This window comes from Chryseotalea sp. WA131a (assembly GCA_025370075.1).
GTDB lineage: Bacteria > Bacteroidota > Bacteroidia > Cytophagales > Cyclobacteriaceae > ELB16-189.
On sequence record CP073016.1, the window covers coordinates 2,023,313 to 2,049,464 of the forward strand.

General features: G+C 41.0%; 26 protein-coding genes. 7 read left to right on the forward strand and 19 right to left on the reverse strand.

Features of this window, described 5'->3' with window-relative positions; genetic code table 11:
* Positions 1-43 precede the first annotated feature (43 nt).
* Complete coding sequence (locus tag KA713_09105) at positions 44-1,366, reverse strand: IS1380 family transposase (protein UXE68705.1); 1,323 nt, start codon at positions 1,364-1,366, stop codon at positions 44-46.
* Positions 1,367-1,588: 222 nt separating this feature from the next.
* Between KA713_09105 and KA713_09110 the strand changes: the two genes are divergently transcribed.
* From KA713_09110 to KA713_09130, 5 genes are all read left to right on the forward strand, one after another.
* A complete protein-coding gene (locus tag KA713_09110; GenBank protein ID UXE68706.1) occupies positions 1,589-1,756 on the forward strand; it encodes a hypothetical protein in 168 nt (55 codons plus the stop codon).
* A gap of 468 nt (positions 1,757-2,224) precedes the next feature.
* Positions 2,225-2,428: a hypothetical protein gene (locus tag KA713_09115; protein UXE68707.1), complete on the forward strand. Its 204-nt coding sequence runs from the start codon at positions 2,225-2,227 to the stop codon at positions 2,426-2,428.
* 234 nt (positions 2,429-2,662) lie between these two features.
* On the forward strand, positions 2,663-3,949 hold the full coding sequence (locus tag KA713_09120) for an IS4 family transposase (GenBank protein UXE69088.1): 1,287 nt from the start codon (positions 2,663-2,665) through the stop codon (positions 3,947-3,949).
* Positions 3,950-4,006: 57 nt separating this feature from the next.
* Positions 4,007-4,528, forward strand: coding sequence for a transposase (locus KA713_09125; protein ID UXE68708.1), 522 nt, complete (start codon positions 4,007-4,009; stop codon positions 4,526-4,528).
* Positions 4,509-5,045: an IS630 family transposase gene (locus KA713_09130; protein ID UXE68709.1), complete on the forward strand. Its 537-nt coding sequence runs from the start codon at positions 4,509-4,511 to the stop codon at positions 5,043-5,045. Before KA713_09125 ends, KA713_09130 begins: the two co-directional genes overlap by 20 nt.
* A gap of 92 nt (positions 5,046-5,137) precedes the next feature.
* Here KA713_09130 and KA713_09135 read toward each other — a convergent pair whose 3' ends face one another.
* Positions 5,138-6,460: an IS1380 family transposase gene (locus KA713_09135; protein ID UXE68710.1), complete on the reverse strand. Its 1,323-nt coding sequence runs from the start codon at positions 6,458-6,460 to the stop codon at positions 5,138-5,140.
* Positions 6,461-6,522: 62 nt separating this feature from the next.
* Between KA713_09135 and KA713_09140 the strand changes: the two genes are divergently transcribed.
* Entirely contained in the window at positions 6,523-7,107 is a 585-nt protein-coding gene (locus tag KA713_09140; protein UXE68711.1) for a transposase family protein, read from the forward strand.
* 349 nt (positions 7,108-7,456) lie between these two features.
* Here the strand turns inward: KA713_09140 and KA713_09145 are convergent, their stop codons facing one another.
* From KA713_09145 to KA713_09155, 3 genes are all read right to left on the reverse strand, one after another.
* A complete protein-coding gene (locus tag KA713_09145) occupies positions 7,457-8,014 on the reverse strand; it encodes a hypothetical protein (protein ID UXE68712.1) in 558 nt (185 codons plus the stop codon).
* A gap of 83 nt (positions 8,015-8,097) precedes the next feature.
* Positions 8,098-9,354: an alpha/beta fold hydrolase gene (locus KA713_09150; GenBank protein UXE68713.1), complete on the reverse strand. Its 1,257-nt coding sequence runs from the start codon at positions 9,352-9,354 to the stop codon at positions 8,098-8,100.
* Between the two features lie 24 nt (positions 9,355-9,378).
* Positions 9,379-10,623: an erythromycin esterase family protein gene (locus KA713_09155; protein UXE68714.1), complete on the reverse strand. Its 1,245-nt coding sequence runs from the start codon at positions 10,621-10,623 to the stop codon at positions 9,379-9,381.
* A gap of 216 nt (positions 10,624-10,839) precedes the next feature.
* On the opposite strand from KA713_09155, the gene KA713_09160 reads away from it, so the two are divergent.
* Positions 10,840-12,447, forward strand: coding sequence for an IS1182 family transposase (locus KA713_09160; protein ID UXE68715.1), 1,608 nt, complete (start codon positions 10,840-10,842; stop codon positions 12,445-12,447).
* Between the two features lie 100 nt (positions 12,448-12,547).
* Here the strand turns inward: KA713_09160 and KA713_09165 are convergent, their stop codons facing one another.
* From KA713_09165 to KA713_09230, 14 genes are all read right to left on the reverse strand, one after another.
* Complete coding sequence (locus KA713_09165; GenBank protein UXE68716.1) at positions 12,548-13,027, reverse strand: hypothetical protein; 480 nt, start codon at positions 13,025-13,027, stop codon at positions 12,548-12,550.
* Positions 13,028-13,066: 39 nt separating this feature from the next.
* Complete coding sequence (locus KA713_09170) at positions 13,067-14,422, reverse strand: IS110 family transposase (GenBank protein ID UXE68717.1); 1,356 nt, start codon at positions 14,420-14,422, stop codon at positions 13,067-13,069.
* Between the two features lie 439 nt (positions 14,423-14,861).
* Positions 14,862-15,233 (reverse strand): type II toxin-antitoxin system death-on-curing family toxin, encoded by a 372-nt coding sequence (locus KA713_09175; GenBank protein UXE68718.1) that lies wholly within the window; start codon positions 15,231-15,233, stop codon positions 14,862-14,864.
* Positions 15,230-15,418, reverse strand: coding sequence for a hypothetical protein (locus tag KA713_09180; protein UXE68719.1), 189 nt, complete (start codon positions 15,416-15,418; stop codon positions 15,230-15,232). The genes KA713_09175 and KA713_09180 overlap by 4 nt, the downstream gene beginning before the upstream one ends.
* 837 nt (positions 15,419-16,255) lie before the next feature.
* Positions 16,256-16,939 carry a hypothetical protein gene (locus KA713_09185; protein ID UXE68720.1) on the reverse strand — a complete coding sequence of 228 codons (684 nt, stop codon included), beginning with the start codon at positions 16,937-16,939 and terminating at the stop codon, positions 16,256-16,258.
* 260 nt (positions 16,940-17,199) lie between these two features.
* The gene (locus tag KA713_09190) at positions 17,200-17,529 is read right to left on the reverse strand and encodes a hypothetical protein (GenBank protein ID UXE68721.1); all 330 of its coding nucleotides are present in this window, start codon (positions 17,527-17,529) and stop codon (positions 17,200-17,202) included.
* A gap of 56 nt (positions 17,530-17,585) precedes the next feature.
* Entirely contained in the window at positions 17,586-17,783 is a 198-nt protein-coding gene (locus KA713_09195) for a hypothetical protein (protein ID UXE68722.1), read from the reverse strand.
* A gap of 138 nt (positions 17,784-17,921) precedes the next feature.
* A complete protein-coding gene (locus KA713_09200; GenBank protein ID UXE68723.1) occupies positions 17,922-19,109 on the reverse strand; it encodes a hypothetical protein in 1,188 nt (395 codons plus the stop codon).
* Positions 19,110-19,306: 197 nt separating this feature from the next.
* The gene (locus tag KA713_09205; GenBank protein ID UXE68724.1) at positions 19,307-21,700 is read right to left on the reverse strand and encodes an ABC transporter permease; all 2,394 of its coding nucleotides are present in this window, start codon (positions 21,698-21,700) and stop codon (positions 19,307-19,309) included.
* Positions 21,701-21,878: 178 nt separating this feature from the next.
* Positions 21,879-22,412 carry a GNAT family N-acetyltransferase gene (locus tag KA713_09210; protein ID UXE68725.1) on the reverse strand — a complete coding sequence of 178 codons (534 nt, stop codon included), beginning with the start codon at positions 22,410-22,412 and terminating at the stop codon, positions 21,879-21,881.
* A gap of 49 nt (positions 22,413-22,461) precedes the next feature.
* Positions 22,462-23,817, reverse strand: a complete 1,356-nt coding sequence (locus KA713_09215; protein UXE68726.1) for an IS110 family transposase — start codon at positions 23,815-23,817, stop codon at positions 22,462-22,464.
* 167 nt (positions 23,818-23,984) lie between these two features.
* On the reverse strand, positions 23,985-24,173 hold the full coding sequence (locus KA713_09220) for a hypothetical protein (GenBank protein UXE68727.1): 189 nt from the start codon (positions 24,171-24,173) through the stop codon (positions 23,985-23,987).
* A 70-nt stretch (positions 24,174-24,243) separates the two neighbouring features.
* A complete protein-coding gene (locus tag KA713_09225) occupies positions 24,244-24,987 on the reverse strand; it encodes an HNH endonuclease (GenBank protein ID UXE68728.1) in 744 nt (247 codons plus the stop codon).
* Positions 24,988-25,188: 201 nt separating this feature from the next.
* Positions 25,189-26,016, reverse strand: coding sequence for a GIY-YIG nuclease family protein (locus KA713_09230; GenBank protein UXE68729.1), 828 nt, complete (start codon positions 26,014-26,016; stop codon positions 25,189-25,191).
* Positions 26,017-26,152 lie beyond the last annotated feature (136 nt).

Below are 26,152 nucleotides of genomic sequence, written 5' to 3' on the forward strand. Positions count from 1 at the left end.
AAACACAAACGTGTGTGTCTTGAACCCAGATTTTGCAGTAGAACTATCCAGTCAGACTTAGTGGCAGGTTTATTTTTTGGACATTTGAGAATAATCCATCATACCATTGCCTTCTTTTGAGTGGGACGGACATTTTCAGTACCCATTTTTGGGCTTCCTGCTCCACCCAACTTCCAACTGCAAAGCAGTTGAACCTTAATGTGGAAAGCTTGGGCTGTGGCTGTTTTTGATGGGTTATTTGGCGGAACAGGCTCATCAAATTATAGGCTACCATCACAAAGCGCATAGCTGTTTCAGTAGCACAAAAACTATCCATGCAAAAGCCTTCTGTACCGAAATCTTCTTTCAACTCCTTGATCCTGTTTTCGGCATCACCCCTGCGCTTATATTGTTCCCATATTTCTGTTGCCGGCAGGGCTTGGTTAGTGACAAAGGCATGGTACCTTTTGCGGTACACTTTTTCGTCCGCTATGCCCACGCTGCTGAATAATGTCTTGAGCTTCTTACCCGTTGCCCTGGCCCTGATTTCTTCACTTTGTTTGATGACCACAATCCTACGGGCTTTGCCCCAGCCGCCTTGCTGGTAGTTTATTTCCGATACCCATAAGCCTTCGCCTATCGCATTCCATTGGGTGATACCATAAATGCTGGCTTGTAAATTGGCATACAGCTTACAGGCAATGACGTAGGGGATATTTCTCTGCTCAATGAAATCCAAGACTGTACCGGTACAAAACCCACTATCGGCCCTGAACAACCCTACTGTTTTGTTTTTGAGGATGGCAAAGGTCTCTTCTAAAAAATGGATGCAGTTGCTGTTGCTCCCTGTATTGCCGCTGCGGTTCCAGCAATTGGCCACCATGCGTATGTCATTGACAAAAGCAAACAAGGGATGATGGCTGCCACGGCCAGGCTTCTTGGGGTTGTACCCTTTTTTGCTGCCTTCCTGTTCCCCGTAACGGGTGATCACACTGCTGTCCATATCCAACGTGTAATTGTCGAATTGGATCTGCTCAAAAAACCACGTGTACAGTTCAATGAAAATTTGGTGGTTCATTGAGGGCGTAAACTTTTTAAAGAACCGCCCGAAGGTGGTCCCCGAAGCAACCCGCTTCCATCCAAATATCTGGCGCAACACTTCATCAACCCGCACCACCGCTGTGTGACTAAAACGAAAGCAACCAATCCAGATGCCCACCCAAAAACTCTCTATTATACCCACGGCATCTATCCGGTTGTTACTCTTGCTCTCAGGCAAACCAAGCTCGGCCAACTTCTTGCTGATCCCAGTTTGGTCAATCAATATTTTCATCTCTTTCATCCCGCCCCACGCTGTTACTAATTTATCGGTATAGTGGTGTTCCATATTCAAATATAAGACACCTTGTCACTATTTCATTCTACTGCAAAATCTGGGTTGAACAAAGTCCAGTTGTAAGGACGATGATGCTGTACAAGAGATGGAAGGCTTCTCAATTAGATTACCCCCGTGTGGAAGTCGAGCGAACCGAACTGGCCAACGAATAATTTAAGATAGAAGGAAAGGACTTCCGCAGACGCCTATCAGAAGGAGTTTGCAAATCACCTTATGCTGCTAAAAGTAGAAATGCTTTTGGTGGTGAACGATAAGGAAAAATGGGAACAAAGATTCCCGAAGATGCGTGTTGAAGAGTTGAATAGAGTGAATTCGCGACTGACGCCTCGTAATGTTAAAGAAGCGATGGTGAAAGCAGGTGGTTACGTTTACGCCTGTTAAGAGTGTCAAGGGCGATCTGATTACCGATGACATACCATCCGGGGTAAAGCGAACAAGACTTCAACATAGGCTTTTGTATGGAACAAGAGAAGTTGCTATCGTATCGATGAGCAGAAAAGCCATTGATCGTGTAAGGGTAACACGAGATAGCAGTGACGGACTAAGTTGTAGTAGTTGAGAAGTTGCCGAAAGGCAATGGAGCGAAGGACTTAGCCTGTTTGGTTTCAGATCTAACGACAACCAGCAATGGGAAGATTTTTTAATTTGAAACGAGATCACAGCCAAGCAATTGGTATATCCATAATGTAGAAATACATTTGTGATTAAACAGGAAGAGCCGTATGAAGGGAGACTTTCACGTACGGTTCCGTGAGAACCTAAGGGTGAAACTCCCTTGGGTGACTCGACTAGCGGCCATTTTGCGATTGACAAAATAAAGAACGACTTTAGAGGATAAATTTTAACAAAATGGTAATTGAACGGACAAAAAAAGAGGTAATTATCAGACTTCCATCCTACATCGACACTGAGGGGCTTCAAAACCTTATTAACTACTTGATCTATAAAGAGGCGACAGATAAATCCCAAGCAAAGCAGGACGATGTTGACAAATTGGCCAAAGAAATTAAAAAAGGTTGGTGGAGCAAAAACCGCAGACGATTTATTAAGTGAAAATAATAGTAGACACCAACATAATTTTTAGTGCTTTACTAAAAACACATACGACATTTGGCCAAATAATCTTCAATTCGGACGGAATATTTGAGTTCTACTGCCAATGTCGTTAAGTTAAGGAAATGACGATTAAAAGTGATTATTTTTATGGCATAGTATAAGGGGCATGTTGCATTCGAACCTGTATCTGACCAGTACCGAGAAAACCTATCCGAGAAACTATTAAACCACATATCAAATGACAATTTTAAAAGCCGTTCAAAAGACGGTTCGAAGGGGGCATTTACAAGGGTCCGGAAACTTCCCTTTGAGCATTTGATAGTGAGCATGTTAACGATGGGCAACTCCTCGCTCCAACGTGAGATGGACAAGTTTATACGTGAGGCCCACGGAAGGGAATTCAATATCCGTGGCATCACCAAAAGTGCTTTTAGCCAAAGCCGCAAGCAATTAAAGCCGGAAGCATTTTTAGAGCTCAATGAGTTGGTTTGCAACGAATTTTATGAAGGTGCCCCTTACCTTGGATATAACAACCACCGTGTGCTTGGCCTGGATGGAAGCCGTCTTTTATTGCCCAACAGTGAAGACATTGCCCAGGGGTTTGGTACAGTGGGCTATGGCCCCAATGCCGATGTACAGCGAAGCTTGGCAACGGTATCTTTTCTCTACGATGTGGGCAATTACCTTACCCTTGATGCGCAAGTGGCAGCCCAGGGGGGCAGTGAAAAATCGTTATTGTACAAGCATTTAGAAAAAGTAAAGGCAGGCGACCTGTTGCTCATGGACAGGGGTTATCCAAGCAAAGCGTTGTTGGGTATCCTGGCCGGCAAGGGGATCGAATTTTGTGTGCGCATGAAAGAGGACTGGTGGTTACAGGTCAACAGCTTTGCGCAAAGCAACGCAGTGGATAGTGAAGTTGTGTTTGAACCCTCTGACAAAGACAGAAAAGAATACGGGGCCCAGTACCCAGAAATGAAACAAAAAGTGAAATGCAGGTTAGTAAAAGTCTTGCTCGACAATGGCCTTACCGAAATCCTGTGTACCTCTTTGTTGGACACACAGAAATATCCGCTTGCAGACTTTAAAGAAGTCTATCACTTGCGTTGGGGCATAGAGGAGGGCTTTAAAATGTTCAAATCAAGGGTCAACATCGAAGCCTTCACAGGAAAATCCGCAGTGTCGGTCAAGCAGGACATTTATGCCAAGGCCATGATGATGAGCCTGTGCGCAGCCTTCGCCTTCCCCATCGAGCAAAAGGTAAAAGCAGAATATGCGGCCAACAAAGACTTGAAACATCCCCAGAAAATAAACAGGACAACCGCTTATGCCAATACCAAAGCAGTGGCCATAAGCATGTTCTTAAAAAGCAAGATAAAACAGGCCATTGCCGCCTTTGATGATATTGTATATAACACAAGGGAAATAGTAAGGCCCAACAGAAAAAACCCACGCAACCACAGGCCCAAGCAACAACACTATATGAACTACAAACACATCTATACACAGCGACATAAGTAATGCAGTATAATTATTAAATTGTTATCTTTGTTTTCAACAAACTAAAAATGAAGACAAATGAAACGGTTATTTATTAAAGACGACAAGAACATGCACATAGCCATCCAACAGGAGATACACAGATCGGATGATTCCAAGTACGATCATAGGCTACACGGTTTATTGTTGGTTCTTAACGGCTATGATTGTTATACCGTGGGAGAATTGTTTGGTCAATCCCCTACTACTATTCAGAGATGGGTAAAAAGTTTTAACAGCAAAGGGTTTTCTGGTTTGGCAGAAGGAGGAAAGTCAGGTCGGCCTGGTAGTCTAAGCGAGAAGCAATGGCAACAATTAGGTGATGACTTACGCAAAAGCCCTGTCGATTTTTCTTATGGACAGAATTTTTGGGATGGTAAGTTGATGTCCGCCCACCTTAAAAAAAAGTATAAGGTTGAACTGGGCGTCCGTCAATGCCAACGGATATTTAATTCGATGGGATTTCGACTACGAAAGCCGCGCCCACTAATTGCAAATGGAGACCCAAAAGCCAAAAAGGCTTTTAAAAAAACTCCTTTTGATGGCAATAAACAAAAATAACGATTTGCGTTTTGAGGATGAATGTCATTTTCAGCAGCATGGTTCAAGGTGCAAAATGTGGTTTCCGCCCGAAGATAAAGACCCCGTTTTGCTTCATGCCCCCACACGGAAAACCATATCACTTTTCGGGGTGGTAAGTGCAAGTACTGGACAGATGACAACAATGCTAACCAAAGTGTTCAACGCAATGACCTTTTTGGCGTTCTTAAAAAAAGTCCTCAAGACAAGAAAACGCGGGAAGAAATTGATCGTGGTTCTGGACAACGCAAGATATCACCATGCTATTTTGTTGAAGTCGTGGCTATCGGAAAACCAGGATAAAATCGGCCTAATGTTTTTGCCACCATACAGTCCCGATCTAAACAATATTGAGCGGGTTTGGAAGATAACACGCAGGAAATGTACCCACAATAAATATTTCTCCACACTGGGCGAAGTAGAGTTAATTATAAAAAAACAAATGAAAGAGTGGGGAAAGCCAAATGAAACAATACATAAATTATGCTGCATTATTTAAGTCGCTATGTATAGCTTAACTTAACGACATTGCTTTTAAAAGGAAAAATAAAAACCTGTCCATTTTACTTTAACCCAGATTTTGCAGTAGAACTATTCAGTCAGACTTAGTGGCAGGTTTATATTTTGGACATTTGAGAATAATCCATCATACCATTGCCTTCTTTTGAGTGGGACGGACATTTTCAGTACCCATTTTTGGGCTTCTTGCTCTACCCAACTTCCAACTGCAAAGCAGTTGAACCTTAATGTGGAAAGCTTGGGCTGTGGCTGTTTTTGATGGGTTATTTGCCGGAATAGGCTCATCAAATTATAGGCTACCATCACAAAGCGCATAGCTGTTTCAGTAGCACAAAAACTATCCATGCAAAAGCCTTCTGTACCGAAATCTTCTTTCAACTCCTTGATCCTGTTTTCGGCATCACCCCTGCGCTTATATTGTTCCCATATTTCTGTTGCCGGCAGGGCTTGGTTAGTGACAAAGGCATGGTACCTTTTGCGGTACACTTTTTCGTCCGCTATGCCCATGCTGCTGAATAATGTCTTGAGCTTCTTACCCGTTGCCCTGGCCCTGATTTCTTCACTTTGTTTGATGACCACAATCCTACGGGCTTTGCCCCAGCCGCCTTGCTGGTAGTTTATTTCCGATACCCATAAGCCTTCGCCTATCGCATTCCATTGGGTGATACCATAAATGCTGGCTTGTAAATTGGCATACAGCTTACAGGCAATGACGTAGGGGATATTTCTCTGCTCAATGAAATCCAAGACTGTACCGGTACAAAACCCACTATCGGCCCTGAACAACCCTACTGTTTTGTTTTTGAGGATGGCAAAGGTCTCTTCTAAAAAATGGATGCAGTTGCTGTTGCTCCCTGTATTGCCGCTGCGGTTCCAGCAATTGGCCACCATGCGTATGTCATTGACAAAAGCAAACAAGGGATGATGGCTGCCACGGCCAGGCTTCTTGGGGTTGTACCCTTTTTTGCTGCCTTCCTGTTCCCCGTAACGGGTGATCACACTGCTGTCCATATCCAACGTATAATTGTCGAATTGGATCTGCTCAAAAAACCACGTGTACAGTTCAATGAAAATTTGGTGGTTCATTGAGGGCGTAAACTTTTTAAAGAACCGCCCGAAGGTGGTCCCCGAAGCAACCCGCTTCCATCCAAATATCTGGCGCAACACTTCATCAACCCGCACCACCGCTGTGTGACTAAAACGAAAGCAACCAATCCAGATGCCCACCCAAAAACTCTCTATTATACCCACGGCATCTATCCGGTTGTTACTCTTGCTCTCAGGCAAACCAAGCTCGGCCAACTTCTTGCTGATCCCAGTTTGGTCAATCAATATTTTCATCTCTTTCATCCCGCCCCACGCTGTTACTAATTTATCGGTATAGTGGTGTTCCATATTCAAATATAAGACACCTTGTCACTATTTCATTCTACTGCAAAATCTGGGTTAAACAGCCTTTGCTCCAGCCCCTGCACCATAACCTGACCTGGTCGATGGATTTCATTCACGATGGCCTTTTGCATGGAAAACCATTCCGGGCTTTTAACGTCATCGATGATTTTAACCGTGAAATACTCAACATCACCATCGATACCAGCCTGACCAGCAAGCGCGTGGTCTGTGAACTTGACCGCGTAGTGGAATGGCGCGGGAAACCCGAGCGGCTCCGTGTCGATAACGGCCCTGAGTTTATCGCCCAGGCGTTGAAAGATTGGTGTGGTGAGAGCATCGAACTTGTGTTCATCGAGAAGGGCAAGCCGCAACAAAACGGATACATCGAGCGATTCAATCGAACGTACCGCGAAGAAGTGCTAGATGCTTATGCCTTTGAAAACCTTAACCAGGCACGGCTCCTCACGCAAGCTTGGATGTGGGTCTACAACAATGAAAGGCCGCACAGCTCCCTAGGATACAGAACACCTTCGCAGTTCCTGTTGAAATATGGAAAACTCCACCACCCGTTGAGCGGGGTGGAGTTTCCCACATTCCAACAGGATGCCAAGTTCACCTGGAAATCTTTAATTTTGGATGCTACTAAGTAAGGGGAGCTTTCAGTACAACAAGCTGACTACAAAACAAAATTTGTCATCGTGACATACCCAAACAGCGAAGTATTGACTTCAGCAAAGCATGTAGCAGCTTGTTTATAAAATTATCGGTTTAATCAAAGAAGCTTGTAGTGCCAACCCTTGTGGTATCTACTCATAGGATGCTGGTAATGGATAATGAAAAAAAACTTGCAGATATGGAAACGTAAAACTAATTTTAAACGACCAACAGAATAACTTGAGAAGGCAGGGGGCTAAAACAACCTCTTGCTTTCAAAAGAAATTTATTTCTCGCTATTGACAACTATCCTATATACATAGGACATTTTGTTAGCGGGCGTTTTCATATACCCAGTTCTTTCTTTTTCTTTTTGATAAATTCTCCCATGTCGCTTATGTCCGTCACAAAGCCCGCTATATTAAAGTATTTTGGTTCTGTGTTAAACCATAAAATACTTTCGTTGCCCCTAGTTTTAATTTTATAAAGTGGTGGGTGAACAAACTGGATTTGCGAAATGCTTTCTACGTCCAACCAGTTAACGACAACGTCTTGTCCGTGGTGTTCAATTTGAATTGTCTGGTTACCAAGTTTTACAACTGCAAACTTGTCCTTAATGGCAATGAAAGTCAGGATAAAAAACAGTCCAAAAAGTCCAAGTATAGAAGTTACGAAAATGTCTCTAGTTCCTTTTTCGCCATTGATTGTCATTGAATCTGGCATGAACCAAGATGTCAAAGCGAGTACCAGGATTAAGAGTCCAACGAAAAGAAGTCCGTATTTAAAAAGTCGATAATATAATTTGTCACTTTGCATAAGCTGTCGTTTGGTACGTCCGCGAAAATGCCCGCTAACGTTTGGCTTGTGGCAGGCGGGCAAATAAAAACCTTCGCCCTTTCCCACGTGATAAAGATAAATAAAGAACTACACACTTCAATGACGCACCGTCCCGCCCGCTTGCAACAAGCTTTTGTTATGGCACGTTTTCACTTCCTGTCAAAAAACTCCATTAACGTCTTGTTGAAACGTTCTGGGTTTTCCCATGGTTCGAAGTGCGTCCCCTTGTCAAATATTACCAAGTCTGCTCGTGAAATTTTACTTGCAATTAGCTTTGTATGATTTTCTTTGATAACGTCCTTGGAGCCAGCCATTACCAAAGTCGGACATTTGATTTTGTTAAGACTATCAGGATTTATTTTTGGTTCATTCAGAAGAAGGTCAATCATCTCAATTCTAAACATATCGTTTTGCCTTTTTTGCTTTATCAACTGCTCTTTCTCCTTTTTTAACTGATCATTAATTTCGTCCCGAATGGAAGTATTATTGTTAAATAGATTTGCTCCCATTATTGCTAAACGTTTGACCTTATCGGGGTGATTCATTGCTAGAATTAGGCCTATATTACCACCATCGCTCCAGCCAAAAACGTTTACGTTTTTGTAATTCAATTTATCTAACAAAGAGTTAACATCATCTGCGATTAGTTCGTAAGTTATTTTTCTGTCGTCTTTGGTGGTGTTACCTTGACCACGCGAGTCAACGGCTACAACAAAAAATTGCTTTTCCAGCACTGGGATTTGCTTGCTAAACGAATCAATTGACATGGAATTACCATGAAGTAGTAAGATGGTATCACCTTTACCGTACGTCTCGTAGTGAATATTTATTCCATTTGCGGATACAAATTTACCTTTGAGGGACTTAATGTTTGTATTCACCAGCAAACAGTAACTTCCCTCAGATGGGTTATCACCCACTAAATGGGTTTCAAATCCAAGATCAAAGAACGATTTCCAGTCGGTCTTAGATGATTGCTCTTCAAATCCTGGATTAACCAAATCTAGCTTCTCCCAGTTTCCATTTTTTCCTTTTATATCTACACTAAAATTGTCAAAATAGAATTTACCTTTTCCTAAGTACATCGCACCTATAAATAGTCTTTGGGCACCGTTATCAATTTTACCTTCGATTATGTATTGATTCCAGCTGTCAGTTGTTATTGGACGGTCTTTCATATTGTCGAGGAAACTATAACCTTTCTTTTTATCCACTCTTGCCATTAGCCTTGCACTAGCTTCACCGTTGGCGCAATTAGCTCTAACAAATCCCTTAAACCTAAATTCGCCTCCTTGGTATGCTGTCACATCAAAGTTTTGTGAAAATCCATCCCAATCCTGAGCTTTTGAATATTGAGTAATTAACAGAACCGCTAGGAAACATTGAAAAAATGGGATCTTCTTCATTTTTTTGAGCTTTATCTAATGTATCTATTTCTGCACACGTAATGTTATAGGAGTCATTTGCTTTATGAAAAGTATTCCATCGAAAACACGATTCCAATTTCCTACTAGCTCATCGTGAAAAAATCCAGCCATTCTAAATTTAGACTCTATACCGCACGACTGGAAATTTACAAACGAGTAATCAAATCCATTTGTATTCAAAAAACTTTCAATGCTACCTTTAGTCCTAGGTTTCATTTCAATGTTTCTAAAGTTATCTTCAGGTACGGATCGCACTCCTTTGTAACTTACTAGTCCAATTGAGTAAATGTTGTCGTTCATAAGTTCCGATAAATAATCACCCATTGCGGCAGCCTTAGTATTTTCAAAGTACTTATCCCTCATTACCTCTGAACTCACATTTCTAGCAATATGATAATTGGCAGCCCAAACAATGATTTTCTGATTCTTGTACTTTTCGGTAGTTAGCCAAGCTATATTATCGGCCATTTGCTTGTCACGGATGTTTCCGCTTGACCACCAGTTTTTCCTAGTGTGTGCATCCTTCTGCCACCATGCTGTTCCAAGGGCCAAGAGATTCTTAAATTCTTGTCTCCAAAAAATTGCTTGGTAGTCACTTCTTTCGGCTAGTTCACTTAAAGTCGTATTGATTTGGTTTAAAAAAATCTTTTGATCATTCACTTCAGGAATGAACGTAATCCCCTTCGTTAGCAAATCAACTAAAATGGATTTAAACATTGGATTGTTAGGAATACGTGAATTTCTAGTTATCGAATCAACACTCTTTACGTATTGTTCTATTTCAATCTTTCTAAGAAATGGCAAATCAATTCCGGCTAATTGGATTTCCTTGGTCTTAGCTATTTCGAAAAGTGGCTGCATTTCAACTGAATTAGCCCAGTGTTTGTAGACAAGTGACTTTTCCACCTCTTCAATATTTGCTTGGTCTTTTACGAATTTGTCCCACGTGGTCAATGTGCTGTAAAATGGAGTTTCAAATGCAACTATTTTAAAGCCTAACTTTTTATTAAGAAATTTAATCAGTCTTATTTTAGCTTCGAAAGCTGCTCCATCACCGTGTTCTTGTTCACCCAATAAAACGATTCGTTTCGACTCTAAAATGGGAACAAGAAACTCGAGATCACTAAAACTAGTGTCAGTCGGATTTATTGTCCGTATTGACGATGTGCAGTTCTCAATTAATTTGAAATCCTGTCCGCTTAAATTTGAAAAAATCAAAAAAAGTCCTACTGCTAAAAGTCTCTTCATGTCGGTAATACTAAGTTGCTTGGTTGTCTCGAAAATGTGCCATAACGTGAGTATTTGCGTTCGAGCGGGGCTTTCGAAGCCGCGTCCTGTTCCCGAAACCAAACGTTGAACGAAGATAACACTTTGAGCTTACACGTCACCGCACCATTGCGCAAACATTTTGTGCCTGTTGCACAACTACTTTATAAATATACTAATGAAAATTATCTTTGCACCATGCAAGGACGAAAAGACCTCTCACCAAAAATCATGTACCAGGTCCACTTGGACATGCTTGTCCCCCAAGACAATTTCTACAGAAAACTGGACGCTGCCCTCAACCTCCATTTCCTCTACAAAGCCACCAGTAAGTACTATGGCTCAGAGGGAAATGAAAGTATAGACCCGGTGGTGTTCTTCAAAATTATCTTGGTGGGATATTTCAACAACATCAATAGCGACCGCCAGTTGCTGCGCCACTGCTCCAACTGTTTGGACGTGCGCTTGTTCCTCCGCTACGATATTGATGAAGAGCTGCCCTGGTTCAGCACCATCAGCCGAACACGCCAACTCTATGGGGAAGAAGTATTCATCACCTTGTTCAAAAAGATCCTCAGCCTCTGTGTTGACAAAGGAATGGTGCGTGGCAAGCGGCAAGCAATCGACAGTGCCTTCATCAAAGCCAATGCCAGCTTGGGCTCCCTTATTGAAAAGGAAATCACAGACGATGCCCAAGCTTATGCCGATGAACTCAACGAAGGCAGCGAAGAAAAGATAAAGCATGGGGACAAAGCGAAAAGCACCGTTACCACAGAAAAGAAAAAGCAAGTAGATCAACATCATGCTTGGAAGGCAGAAGCCTATCATGGTCAACCAAGCAATACCAACCCCAAGCAAGTAGATGAACACGGCAACTTGATACGCCCCAGGTTCTTGAGCAACCACACCCACCATTCCCCCACCGACCCTGATGCGCGCATATCCGTAAAGCCCGGCAAGGCACGGCAGTTGAATTACCTTGGGCAAGTGGCCGTGGACGATGCCCACCATGTCATCACAGGGGCATGTGCCGATTTTGCTGACAAAAGGGACTCCCAATGTATGGCCAATATCCTTGATCTCACACAAGAAAATCTAGCCGACAACAACATGGCACTACAGGAAATCACGGCCGACACCGGCTACTCTAGCGGTGAGGCATTAAAGTACCTGAAGGAAAAAAATGTGGATGCCTACATCCCCAACTTTGGGCAATACATAGCGCACCGCGAAGGGTTTATCTACAATCAACAGAAAGATCAGTATGGATGCCAGCGTGGGAAAAAAGCAATACTGCCCTGCAAAGGTGAAAGATCAGATCGCAAAGGGTATCAGAAAAAAACATATCGGAGCAGCGAATCGGTTTGCAAAGATTGTCCCCTGCGCGTGGCCTGTTGCGGCAAGAGCACCAAGTTTAAAAAGATAGAGGACAGCATCCATAAACCACTCTACGATGTGATGCATAAAAAAATGCAAACACCCTATGCCAAACAAATGGGCCGCATCCGCAGCAAAACAGTTGAGCCCGTGTTGGGTACGTTGATCAACTTTATGAACATGAAGCGTGTGAACACGCGGGGCATACGCCAAGCCAACAAGCATGTGATCATGGCCGCACTGGCATACAACTTGAAAAAGTATTTACGTTTTGAATCTCCAAAAGTGACTGCCATGATAAAGAAAATGGAACTGTTGGGGGAAACCACGGCCACATTTTCATCGCCATTCCTGTGCTTGGTAAAATCGGTTATGGCATCACCATTTTTCCGCACTCTGTTTTCCGCCCCACACATCACTGTCCCTTAAAACGAACCTGATAAAGCCATTTTTGGCTTGAATTTCCTAAACCCACCTTTTTTTGAAGAGTTGCGCATCAGCTACCAGTGTTAGCGGCTGGCGTTCCTTCTCACTTATTGTAATTCTCAGGTGTTGTCGTCTTGAAACTGTATTTAATTCCTTCCGCTGTCTCAAAAGACTCTGGAACTTGGGTTGATCTTCGCTTGTACGTCCCGTCAACCGTAACACCTTGTCCGAAGCCGCAGTCATAAGATTTTTCAATTGTCGCGATTGTCAAAGTGTTGTTTAAAAATTTCATTGTCCAACGGCAACCTTTGTCTTTTGTTTCAAATGTTCCTTTTTCGCCTTCTATTTTTAATCGTCCGAAGAGAGAACCCATGTTGTATGAAGGTGCTCCGCGATTCAGGTCGACATATAACAAAATTGTGTTGTCTGTCTCTGGATAAACTAGAACCGTCCCCGAAGCCTTGTCACTGCCCAAACTGTATGAAAAAGTCCCAGCGAGTCTTGAAGTGCTTAAGACTTTTTGCTGTCCGAAGCTTAATATAGAAAAACAAACAAATGTCAGAATACTTATAAGTCGTCCCATAGTTGTTGAGTTACTCTGTCAACGCTTCTGACTAACGTTTCACAAGTTGCTGATATTCAATTGCAATCCGAGGTCGTCAGGTGTTATATCAAACTTATGAATTAGCTTTTTCATTTCCATTACTTTCCTCTTTCTTTTTTGATCTAGGAATTCATAGGTGTTTTCCGGCTTGTATGGGATCTTCTTGACCAGCATGTTCCAAATGATGACGGCCAGCTTTCTTGCTGTTGCTGAAATAGCTGACACCCTTCCTTTGCGAAAGGCGATCCGTTTGAAGAAATCGGATAGCGCTGTGCCTTTTAGGTTCCCAATCACATTGGCTGCATTGCGCAGTGCAATTTTTAAGCGGTTGCTACCTTTGGGTATTCTGTTGCTCAGTACTTTCCCACCACTGATTTTGTTATTGGGCGATAGCCTGAGCCATGAAGCAAACTGCTTGGCGGTATCAAATTTATATATCCCATTCCCAACCTCACTCATGATGGTAAGAACCGTGGAATGGCCCAGCCCTTCAATGGATAATAAGTCTGTGCCTTCAAAGTATTGATATGAGAGCAGGTTGATGTCAATGTTCTTGGGGTTGTTCTTGTTCACCCGCTTATGTACCTTCTTTTCAATATGGTGTTGCTTTTTATTCTCGTCACTGCTGATTTGCGCTTTCAATAAAGTATTGATCTCTGCGTCACACTCCTCTATACGTGACTGAAGGGTAACATACATTTCATATTCGTGCCTCAGGGCAAAAAGATAATCCTTACGCCCATTATATTGCAATGCCTTGGCGATCTCCTCTTCCGATTTCTTGCAGTTCCCATTGCGCAGGGAAGCCAGCTTTTCTGGATCGGTCTCACCCTTGCAGATCGCTTTAATAATGGAAAGCCCTGTCAAGCCGGTCACATCATTGACCACTATATCCAAGCGGAAATTTAACAGCCGCAGGTACTTCTGTAATTTGCGTATTGTATCGGCACCCTGTTCTATCAAATTCATCCGATGACGGCAATACGTGCGGAGCTGTTCGGTTGCTTGATCGGGTAAAAAACTCCCGCTCAACAATCCAAGGGTGTGCAATTTTTGTATCCATTGACAATCCTGCACATCACTCTTCTTCCCTTTAATGTTCTTGGTGAACTTCCCGTTGCACAAAATTACCTCAAACCCAGCTCCTTGTAGTACGGTGAACAAATTCTGCCAATAGGTTCCTGTGCTTTCCATGGCCACCGTCTTTATCCCGTGATCGGACAACCATTTGGCAAGGGACGATAAGTCTTCATTGTAAACACCAAACTCTTTCACATCCTCTTCTTTTTGCCCAACAGCAACAAAATGAGAACGGCTCCCAATATCAATTCCGGCTGCATTGGGGTTGACTACTTCCATTGATAGATCTTTCATAAAACATTTTTTAAGTGATTGTTCAAAAATGCCCTAAGGGAATGTATCTTTGACATGAAAGTATTCTGAACGGGGTACTCGCGAGAGCCCACCACTGAAATCATCTCAAAGCCTTCTTGCTAGAACAGGAAGGCTTTTTACATTCCAACCAGGATTGCCTCGGGCTATTATGCACCAACGCGTACATCGGCCTTGCAAAGGACTCCGTCAAGATAGCAAAATTTCAATCGATGGGAAGGTGTCCGGATGGACGTAACGTTAGCTTTGGAAATCAATTCTTTTTCAGAATAGGGAGGCTTGCCACCAACGTTTGTGTTTGCGCAGTGGTGCGGTTTCGAAGCCGCGTCCTGTCCCCGACACAAAACGTTGAACGAAGATATAAACTTTGGGCTACACGTCACCGCACCATTGAAGAAACATTTTGTTGTGGCTTCGTTGCTTACTCCAAATTATCTCGAATCCACGCTCTAATTTTGTCGAATGTTAATTCTCCTTTTGCTGTTTTGATTACAAAGTCATATTTAACGTCTTGGTCAACATTGATATCAAGTTGGTTTCTCTTGAGTATTAGTCTTAATAGAACGTATGCAGTTCTTTTGTTTCCGTCAACAAATGGATGGTTTGAAACAATACTCTCAAAAATTGCTGCGGCTTTGTCAACGGGGTCAGGATATAAGTCTTTGCCATCAAAAGTCTGAAATGGTCGTCCGATGGCCGATTCTAAAATTCCTTTATCTCTAATTCCTTTTGCTCCACCAAATCGGTCAATAAGAATGTCATGAATCCTTTCGACTTCACTAACTTCTATCATTTAGCAAGTCGTTCGAGAAGTTCTTTGTCTTCGGCAAAAATATCTCTTAAATCCCTTATTAGATTTAACCTGCCTGCAGGTTGATTCTCAGCCTGTTTTAAAAAGTCTAAGATGTCCTGAAGAACGCTTTCAGGAACGTTGTCCAAGGATTTCTGGATCTCAGATTTGATCTCGTTTGTAGTCATAATTCTTTTATTCTAACCCGAATTTATTAAAATTTTCCGAATCTTTCTTGGGGGGTCTGGCAATGAGCCACAACGGTTAGGCTTGCAGAAGGCGGGCAATTAAAAACCTGCGCCTTCTCCCACGAGATAAAATAAGTGAAACGCACTGAACTTTCCTAACGCACAATCCGCCCGCTTTTCTGCAAGCTAGTGTTATGGCCAGTTTGCAACCGAGCTTAGGGTTTTAGTGTCGACCGTGAAAAAGGAAAAATGTCCACCGATAAGTTTTGCGAGCAAAGTCGTCCAGCGGAAGAGTTTGGTCGTCCGCCAGAAAGTGTCGTTATGGGTTGTAGCGCGAGAATGGGTCGTCCGATTGCTGCAAATGTTTCCGAGGCGAGTCGTCAACGAGCAAAAGCGTCCGCAAGAAAAGAGTTGAAAAAGGCGTCTTTGATTTTTTTAATTTTCCGTCAGTCGTTTGAAGCAAAGTCCTCGGAATGTCGATGAATTGCCAGCGAGCAGAGGTCAGTAGTCTATTAATTTGTTGTCACCGAAATTTCGGATGCACACTCGTCCCGCAAATTGGCCATAACGTTTGTGTTTCTTCAGTGGTGCGCTTCCGAAGCCGCGTCCTGTCCCCGACACCAAGCGTTGAACGAAGATATAAACTTTGGATGACACTTCACCGCACCATTGAAGAAACATTTTGTTGGCGGCTGCTGGCATTGATTTTCAACATCGTCTACGAAGTCGAAACTTGTCCACTGTGAATAAACTTGTAACGAAGTTTTTCTCGAAATATTTCTTGTCTGTCTGCGAAATTGAATTTACTTACATGTTGAGATATGTCCGCAAAGCCATTTAATGCAGTTCAATCTTTACTATAAAATTTGGGTGAGAATATTCTGCTTGTCCACTTTCATAAATTTGTTGAGCGATTTCTATAGACTCAAAACCTGTCGCAACATTTTTAACTTTAAAATATTGAGTAGAATACTTTGCATTAATCAATTCCAGATTCTTTGTCTCGGCATAATCTTTAAAGTCAGATTCCGAAACAATATTCTCGTCATGCTTTGTTAGAACTTCACTTAAAACAACAAAATATGAATTTGGGTCGTTCTCATTTGTGTAAAATATTGGGGTAGCTGAAAATATTTCATCGTCTTTGTTTAATTCTTTTAAGTAATCATTGACTTGAGTGCAGTCAGTCAAGGTTTCATTGATTCTTCCCCAAATTTCATGGTAGTTATTGTTACCTGCTTTGGTGCTATTGGTTATGAAGGGATATTTACTCAATATAGAATCTGCTAACCCTTTTGTTACTTCTTCTTGTTTAAACACAATATAAATCTCGGACAATGATTGTTTTCCAAGATATATTTTCCCTCCTCCCGAATAGTAGAAATTTCCATTGTCTGCGCATAATCTAATTTTTGATTTCGGTTCATCTTTTTCACATGAGATTAATAGTGTAAATCCTATGGTTGCGAATATGAAGAATACACGTAATCTTTTCATTATTTCTTTTTTGTCGTTAGACACACATTATTGTCAAATGGTTGTTAACCCTTTCAATTTTACGTCACGAAGCTAATTCTTTCAGTTTAACGCTCTCTTTTTGCTGTGCGCGCCAGTTGCCGCCAACGTGAGTATTTGCGTTCGAGCGGGGCTTCCGAAGCCACGCCTTGTCCGCGACAACGAACGCATTAAAGATACGAAAACGTTGGATTACGCGTCAACCCCGCTTGACGCAAATACATTGTTGTGGCCAGTTGGGTTTTGTCCGAAATCGTCAACCGTCACTAAAGATTAATTGTCAAATTTGTTGTCTTGTCGGGGGTTATCTGAAAGGCTCTCCGTTGCGAGAAATTTCCTCCGTTTAAATCGTCATGTCGAAAATATTCGATTAAGTAATTACCATAATTCAATTCAATGGTCAAATTACCTTTTGAATCTGCGGCAAGGTTCTCAAACAAGGGATAATTCAGATTACTTAGTTCATAAATTTTAGAACCAAGTGTAAGCTCGGAACTGTTAGTGAAAGTCACATTTAGTCGGCCTGTAAATGTTAGCTGGTCTTTCTGACATCCAAGTAGTCCGACAAAAATTAAGGTTATCAATAGTGGTCTCATTTTTTTTGAGTTGTGTTTTGTTTCCTTTTAACTTAATTTGTTCTGCATTGCCGAGTCTATTTGCTTTTTAAGTCCACCTTTATTGATTCGTCAGTGGATACTAATTTTCCCTTTTTATTTTTTTCTCCACCGTCTGCGGAGATGTAACTTGTCAATGTGTTATAGACTGCATATGGAGAAGTCAACTTTTTTTTGTCGACCGAAATACTGCCAGTTTGTTCGTCCCTGTCCACGGAGCCAACCCAATTGGCCACAACGTTTGTGTTTGCGCAGTGGTGCGGTTTCGAAGCCACGTCCTGTCCCAGACACCAAAGCGTGGAACGAAGATAACACTTTGAGTAACACGTCACCGCACCATTGAGCAAACATTTTGTTGGCGGTAGTGCCTTACTTCATCTGCTTTTTTTAAGTTTAAATTCCACCTCCTCGTTGTCCCGCTTAACTTTCATATTTAAACTGTCAGCCTGATAAAGCATGTCTCTTATTTTGAAAAAACTATCGCATAAATTCGCGGTGTCAACCGATAATTTGTCCACGCTAACTAAAGTGTCATTCAGCTTTATACCGTTAATGTCACCACTCAATCCTTTATATAGTCTGCTTATGTAGATGTCCTTACCATTCATGTTCATATCTACTCCGAATGAATTGAATTGGTCAATTGGAGTTTCACTAAAAGGTGTTAATATCAATTCCTTTTCTTTGAAATTGAGTGTCACAATAAAATATCTAGCTAACTCTGAACCAATCAAATTATAATTGTTTGACTTAGAATAGAACGCAACTTGATTAGCTACACTTTGTCCCGCAATTTTAACAGTTTTCAAACGTGAAACATACATTGATTCCTTGTTCACCCCGTTTGCACCAATAGTCCCTTCACCATATGTTTCAATAGAATTGGCAAACTGATACTCATTGGCTGTCTTTTCTGTTAGTGAAATGAAACCACCATAACCAAAGTCTAACATAAACTTTTGATTGCGTCCATCAATTTCTACTTGAATAAAAGGATTTAGTACTCTGTCTAGCTCAACTTTGAGTTTAACTGAATTCTTGAGATTTGGCATTTTCTCTAAATTGTCAGCCAGTCGTATAATTTTGTTGTGATAGTCAATCTGCCAGACTGCTTGTTTGATAACTCCTTTTCCAAGAAGTCCACCGTTAGTATAGCACTTAATTACTGGAGCTTCATTAAAATCAAAGTTAAAAACTCCTACATCTGTAAACTGGACGTCACCAACCTTAAGTCTGGGTATTTTACTTAGAACTATTTCGGACTTAATTTGATTCGAACTACCAACGGAAACCTTCATTAGTTCAGGTAGCATATTCTTAGTCATGATGTCGGTTGTTACCGTATTGTATCCTCCAGTGTCAAATATGTAGTCGTATGTCTGTGAACCTATAGTAACAGGAATGATAAAGTAGCCACCTCTGTCAGTAAATGAGATTTCCTGATAAAAATCTGTCAAAACTACATTTGCAGCGTTAGCAATTTTAAGCTGCTCTTTTGGACTTTGTCCGAAGCTATAAACTGTCAGCGAAACAAAAATTGAGGTTAGCAGTCTTTTAGTCATCAAGTTCAATTATATCAATCTATTTTCTTGGTCGTCAGCGGGCATTACCGCCAACGTGAGTATTTGCGTTCGAGCGGGGCTTCCGAAGCCACGCCCTGTCCCCGACAACGAACGCATTAAAGATACGAAAAACGTTGGATTACGCGTCAACCCCGCTTGACGCAAATACATTGCTGTGGCCAGTGCTTGACCCACTCTTATTCGTTCTTTAATAGGTCAACCGGATTAATTCTAGTGCTTCTAATTATGTTTGTCACTATACCCAATATTAGAATCACCGCAATTATAAGTCCAGAGAGTCCAATGGTTGAAATTCTCAAATCTGTCCGGAATGCATAATCTGAAAGCCAGTACTGACTCCTGTCCCATGCGAAAGGGACTGCTACTGCAAAGCTGATTAGGAATAGAAATAGAAACTCTCTTGATAATAGGATCGTCAATGAACTCTGACTGATACCCAGTATTTTTCTAACACCAATTTCTTTTGTCCGCTGTAATAGTATTAGATTGGAAAGAGAGTACAAACCGATTGTCGCAAGAAAAATTGCTAATAAACTGAATGCTTGCGTAACTCGTCCTGTTGTCGTTTCCTGTTCAAACATCTTTTTAACTCTTTCGTCCAAGAATGTGTATTCAAGAGCGTCCATTGTTGATAGCTTTGAATAAATGCCTTCAATATTCTTTAAGTCTTCAGGCCTTTTTAATTTAATTAATACTTTTTTGCTGTCGTTGCTTGTTGAATTAATTGGAAGCATGACAAGTGGCTTAATTGATTGTTGAAACCCTTGATAGTTGAAATCGGACACAACTCCAACAATTCTAATTTTCTCATCAAATGCATATATAGTCTCACCAATAATATTTCTCACATTATCAAACCTTGCCATTTTTACAAAAGTTTGATTCACTACTGCTTGTTTAATTATTTCATTTTGTTGGGGAGCAAAGTTTCCTCCAGCAAGGAATTTTATCCCCAGTAGTTCTGAAAATATGCTATCAACTTCGAATAGATTAAAATTCGCTTCAATTCTATTGTCATTGTTGTAAATCCAACCTAATTGATAACCTAATCTTTCGCTTCCTGGGTATGACAATTCGTTAATTATAGAGAAATCATTTGTCGGACGATCCTTTTGCAAATAGTCTGTAAAGGTTCTTAAGTTATTTCCACTTGAAAGCTCTTTTGGTAATGATACCATAACTATGTTATCTGAGTTGAACCCATAGTTTCTGTTTCTCAAGAAACTTACTTGGTTATGGACAGTAAGCGTAAAGAAAACAAGACCCACTGTAAAAGTAAGCTGGCCAACTGTAAGAAACTTTCTAAGTCTATTGTTACCTAAACTCGAAAAGCCCTTTAGCCCCGTTAGGGTCGAGTTACGGAATGAATAGAAAACAGGATAAAAACTTCCAGAAATAACAACTATCAAGAAAATTGTCGCTAGGATTACCAATGTTGTAGTGTCATAGAGATGTGAAAGTGTCAAACTTTTGCCTGTCATTTCTTGAGTGAATGGCAATAAAATGGTGTACAAAGCAATTGAAATCAAAATTACTAACACTGCTATTGTTACTGATTCGACCACAAATTGCTTTAGTAAGCCCGACTTGCCAATACCCATTAGCTTTCTAACACTTAACTCATGGATTCGTTCGGTATAGATTGAAGTCGAAAAGTTCGAGTGATTAAATATTACAATTAGAAAGATAACCACTCCAAGTGTTATCAGCACCTTTAAATAAATTGGATTTCCTTTTATCGCATCTCCGCTCAGTTGTTTCGAGAAATGAATTGTACTTATAGGCTGTAATGAAAGTCTGATATTTGATTTCATGTCATATTCCTTGACAAAAAATGAGAGCGCTTTCTCTACGGCAATTAAATTTATCTTGGATTCAAGCTTGTTTGCGGTTTCTGAATTATTCAATAAGACATAAGTAAATCCTGCTGGGTTACCCCAATCATCGTCATATTGGGAGAAGTCATGAGATAGCAGTGCTTCGTAATAGAAATCTGAATTTTTTGGAAGGTCATCAATTACTCCAACCACTCCATACATTTGGTTGTCGACAAGGACAGCTTTGTTTACTGGTGATTTGTCACCAAACAGTTTCTTCGATAAGGATTCAGTTACTATGATTGAATTGGGCTTTGAAAAGTCCATGTCATTGCCATTTATGAATGAGTGCCGAAAGACCTTGAAAAACTCCTTATCAACTTTATATGTATTTTCGGCTTTAAAAACATTACTATTACCTGATTTGAATTGAATGGTAATATTTCCTTTGTATGGAAGGACTCTTACAGCTTCTTCAACTTCGGGAAATTCCTTTTTTAATGTTGGTGAAATTCCCAAGAAAGACTCAGCCATAGCTAAATCAGTCCCCGAATTAGTTTGATATTCTGTCGTTACTCGATAGATTCTTTCATGATTTTGTATGTGCTTGTCATATGACAATTCATCTATAGAATAAACCGTAATAAATATTACTGAACAGATTCCGAAGCTGAGTCCAACTATATTCAGACTGAAAGCAAAAAATCTCTTTCGCGCTTTTCTTAATAGAATTGTCAAAGTAGTTTTATTCATAATTCTGCTTAGTTAACCCAAACGTCATTAAGCATTGGCCACAACGGGCAGCTTATTGCTGGCGGGCAATTAAAACCTTCGCCCTGTCCAACGTGATAAAGTTAAATAAAGAACTACAAACTTCAATGACGCACAGTCCCGCCCGCTTGCAATAAGCTTTTGTTGGCTGCATGTGGGTTTACAAACCTGTTCCTAATTCTAAATGAATGTCGTCTGGTTCTTTTTGATATAATTCCAAGTCCAACTCCTTTGTCATAACAGCGCCCAGCCTTAAATAAAAGTCCACAGTGTTTATTGTCGGTGTTGCAGAAATGTATAATTTACTCGCTCCGAATTTCCTTGCAGCCATTTTACTTTCGTCAACAAGGCGACCTCCTAACCCCAATTGCCTGTAATTATTGCTTAAATAGAGGATGTCCATTTTACAATAATTCATTTCCATTCCTCTCCGCTTATTTTCAACTGAAGCAACTCCCACCATTTTCTCATCGTCAAATACTCCGATTACTGCTCCACCCTCACTTTTTATCTTTCTTTGTCGATTCATAATATCTGCTAGTTCGTCTGCGTCAAAAGAGTATACGTGTTCATAATTCTCAATAACTGTCAAAGCCCCATCTTTCAATTTGTAGTAACCAAGTATTTCTTCCTCTCTTTGAATTTCTCCAATCTTTTCAATCTCATTGTTTTCTATTTCTCGTATCAGTATCATCAAAGTTTATCGAATTTGTCAACGAGCTGTCCCCATTCTGACTAACGTTTCACAAGTTGCTGATATTCAATTGCAATCCGAGGTCGTCAGGTGTTATATCAAACTTATGAATTAGCTTTTTCATTTCCATTACTTTCCTCTTTCTTTTTTGATCTAGGAATTCATAGGTGTTTTCCGGCTTGTATGGGATCTTCTTTACCAGCATGTTCCAAATGATGACGGCCAGCTTTCTTGCTGTTGCCGAAATAGCTGACACCCTTCCTTTGCGAAAGGCGATCCGTTTGAAGAAATCGGATAGCGCTGTGCCTTTTAGGTTCCCAATCACATTGGCTGCATTGCGCAGTGCAATTTTTAAGCGGTTGCTACCTTTGGGTATTCTGTTGCTCAGTACTTTCCCACCACTGATTTTGTTATTGGGCGATAGCCTGAGCCATGAAGCAAACTGCTTGGCTGTATTGAATTTATATATCCCATTCCCCACCTCACTCATGATGGTAAGAACCGTGGAATGGCCCAGCCCTTCAATGGATAATAAGTCTGTGCCTTCAAAGTATTGATATGAGAGCAGGTTGATGTCAATGTTCTTGGGGTTGTTCTTGTTCACCCGCTTATGTACCTTCTTTTCAATATGGTGTTGCTTTTTATTCTCGTCACTGCTGATTTGCGCTTTCAATAAAGTATTGATCTCTGCGTCACACTCCTCTATACGTGACTGAAGGGTAACATACATTTCATATTCGTGCCTCAGGGCAAAAAGATAATCCTTACGCCCATTATATTGCAATGCCTTGGCGATCTCCTCTTCCGATTTCTTGCAGTTCCCATTGCGCAGGGAAGCCAGCTTTTCTGGATCGGTCTCACCCTTGCAGATCGCTTTAATAATGGAAAGCCCTGTCAAGCCGGTCACATCATTGACCACTATATCCAAGCGGAAATTTAACAGCCGCAGGTACTTCTGTAATTTGCGTATTGTATCGGCACCCTGTTCTATCAAATTCATCCGATGACGGCAATACGTGCGGAGCTGTTCGGTTGCTTGATCGGGTAAAAAACTCCCGCTCAACAATCCAAGGGTGTGCAATTTTTGTATCCATTGACAATCCTGCACATCACTCTTCTTCCCTTTAATGTTCTTGGTGAACTTCCCGTTGCACAGGATCACCTCAAACCCAGTTCCTTGTAGTACGGTGAACAAATTCTGCCAATAGGTGCCTGTGCTTTCCATGGCCACCGTCTTTATCCCGTGATCGGACAACCATTTGGCAAGGGACGATAAGTCTTCATTGTAAACACCAAACTCTTTCACATCCTCTTCTTTTTGCCCAACAGCAACAAAATGAGAACGGCTCCCAATATCAATTCCGGCTGCATTGGGGTTGACTACTTCCATTGATAGATCTTTCATAAAACATTTTTTAAGTGATTGTTTAAAAATGCCCTAAGGGAATGTATCTTTGACATGAAAGTATTCTGAACGGGGTACTCGCGAGAGCCCACCACTGAAATCATCTCAAAGCCTTCTTGTTCTAGCAAAAAGGCTTTTTACATTCCAACCAGGATTGCCTCGGGCTATTATGCACCAACGCGTAAATCGGCCTTGCAAAGGACTCCGTCAAGATAGTAAAATTTCAATCGATGGGAAGGTGTCCGGATGGACGTAACGTTAGCTTTGGAAATCAATTCTTTTTCAGAATAGGGAGGCTTGCCGCTAACGTTTAGCTTGTGGAAGGCGGGCAAATAAAAACCTTCGTCCTGTCCCACGTGATAAAGATAAATAAAGAACTACAAACTTCAATGACGCACAGTCCCGCCCGCTTGCCACAAGCTTTTGTTAGGTGCCGTTATTTGTCCCTCTAGGTGTCAGATAAAAAGCTCTTTTAATTCCGTAACCACGTATCCGCTCAGTCCGATTGAAAAAACCCATTTTTTTTAAAGTCTTGCTGACTAAGGTCCTTGTCAGTTGAAAATTGACTAATGGTTGAATTTTTTGCAAAAGTTCTGTTGCCGAATATTTTTCAATTAAGTCGTTATTATTAGGTATTTTGAACAAACTATTTAGAAGATCTTTAAGATTTGTTTCAGGTTCAAAGCCAGAAATCGTTTTTTGGTAACTGTTTGGGTAATTGAGGTCAGTTGTAATTTCGTAGATAGATTTTAGTATGTCTGACTTGTGCAAAACAATTAAGTCTGGGTCGGAATATTTATTAAAAATTGCCTTTATCTGTTGAAATTTTTCGATGTCTGATTGAAGTTGTCCCACGTATCTAGATTTTACGTTCGCTAAATAGCTTTCGCAGCTTTTCACTTTTTCATGAGTCAAAAAAAGTTGAGGTTTTTTCGCTAGCTTTTTTGAATTACACTTTTGGCAAACAGGCAAAATATTCCAAGGCACATGCTGTCCACCTTTACTCACTGGAATAAAGTGGTCGATTTGTATTTTATTTCTAATATGTCCAGTAAAGAGTAAAGAATCACAATACGGGCATTTCTTGTCAAAGTAATTAATGGCATCGTGTATAGCCTCGTCAATTTTTTTGTCTAGGTCAGGAAGAACTACGAATTCCTTTTGTGTCATTATTACTGATACCAATTTTCAAAGTTACAATACTTTCCGGGCAGGTGTCTAATGGCACCTAACGTTTGTGTTTGCGCAGTGGTGCGGTTTCAAAGCCGCGTCCTGTCCCCGACACCAAACGTGGAACGAAGATAAAAACTTTGGGCTACACGTCAACGCACCATTGCGCAAACATTTTGTTGGCGGCTGGGCATCTCGTCACTAGTTACTGTTTAGTCCAAATGAGTTTGTCCCCAATTTATTTTTAAAAAGTCGTTCTTTCTCAATTGCTTGGTCTGCCGTTATTGTCTTTGGTAAAATCATTAAAATTGAAAACTGAAAGTTCTCGGCATAGCCGTCTTTCTTTAGAATCAATTCTTTCAATTGCTTGTTTCCACCATGTCCGTTTGTCGAAACATAGGAATTCCATCGTCCCCAAATACCCTCTTCTCCGTAAGCTGACCCAACGTAAAGTTTACCAGTCTTCGAGTCACTTATTAGGTATATTCCTTTTGCTCCAGAAAGCATTCTTTTCCAGTCGTTGTACCCGTTTGTGACAATTTCTTTTAGCTCATTGAAGTTCAAAATGAAGTCAGAGTAGTCAGTGAAATGCTTGTAGTGAAGTCCCGGGTGTATTTCAATAACTTCCATTTCGTTTTTAATCCACTGATGCCAAGAAATAGCATTGCTCCATTTTACGATAACTCTTTCTTTTAAATCATCGAAATTTAGTATTTCTTCGAAGTCGTATTCAATGTTATAAGGAGTGTCAATAACACTCACTTGCACTTTTGGTAGATGTCGGCAGCGTAAAACTTTATAGACTCCTACAAACCTTGAAAGAAGTCCTTCTTCTCCAATAAAAGAAACTATGTAGTCAACACCATTAAAGACTTCTTTAGCTTGTTGCTGTTGGTACTTTAAGAATATTTCTCGTTTTGTTCTGTAAGCGTTATAGAGGTCAATTCTTGAATCTTTATGTCTTACAAGTTTGATTCTTGATTGTCTGTCGAGTCCGCGATTGAACAATAACTCCTGAATTGTTATCATCTGCTTGTCCGTCTACATTTGTACACACTTTGTCATGCCTTGCCGCCAACGTGTTTGCTTCTGCAGTAGCGCGCTTTCGAAGCCGCGTCCTGTACCCGACACCAAACTTGGAACGAAGATAACACTTATAACTTAC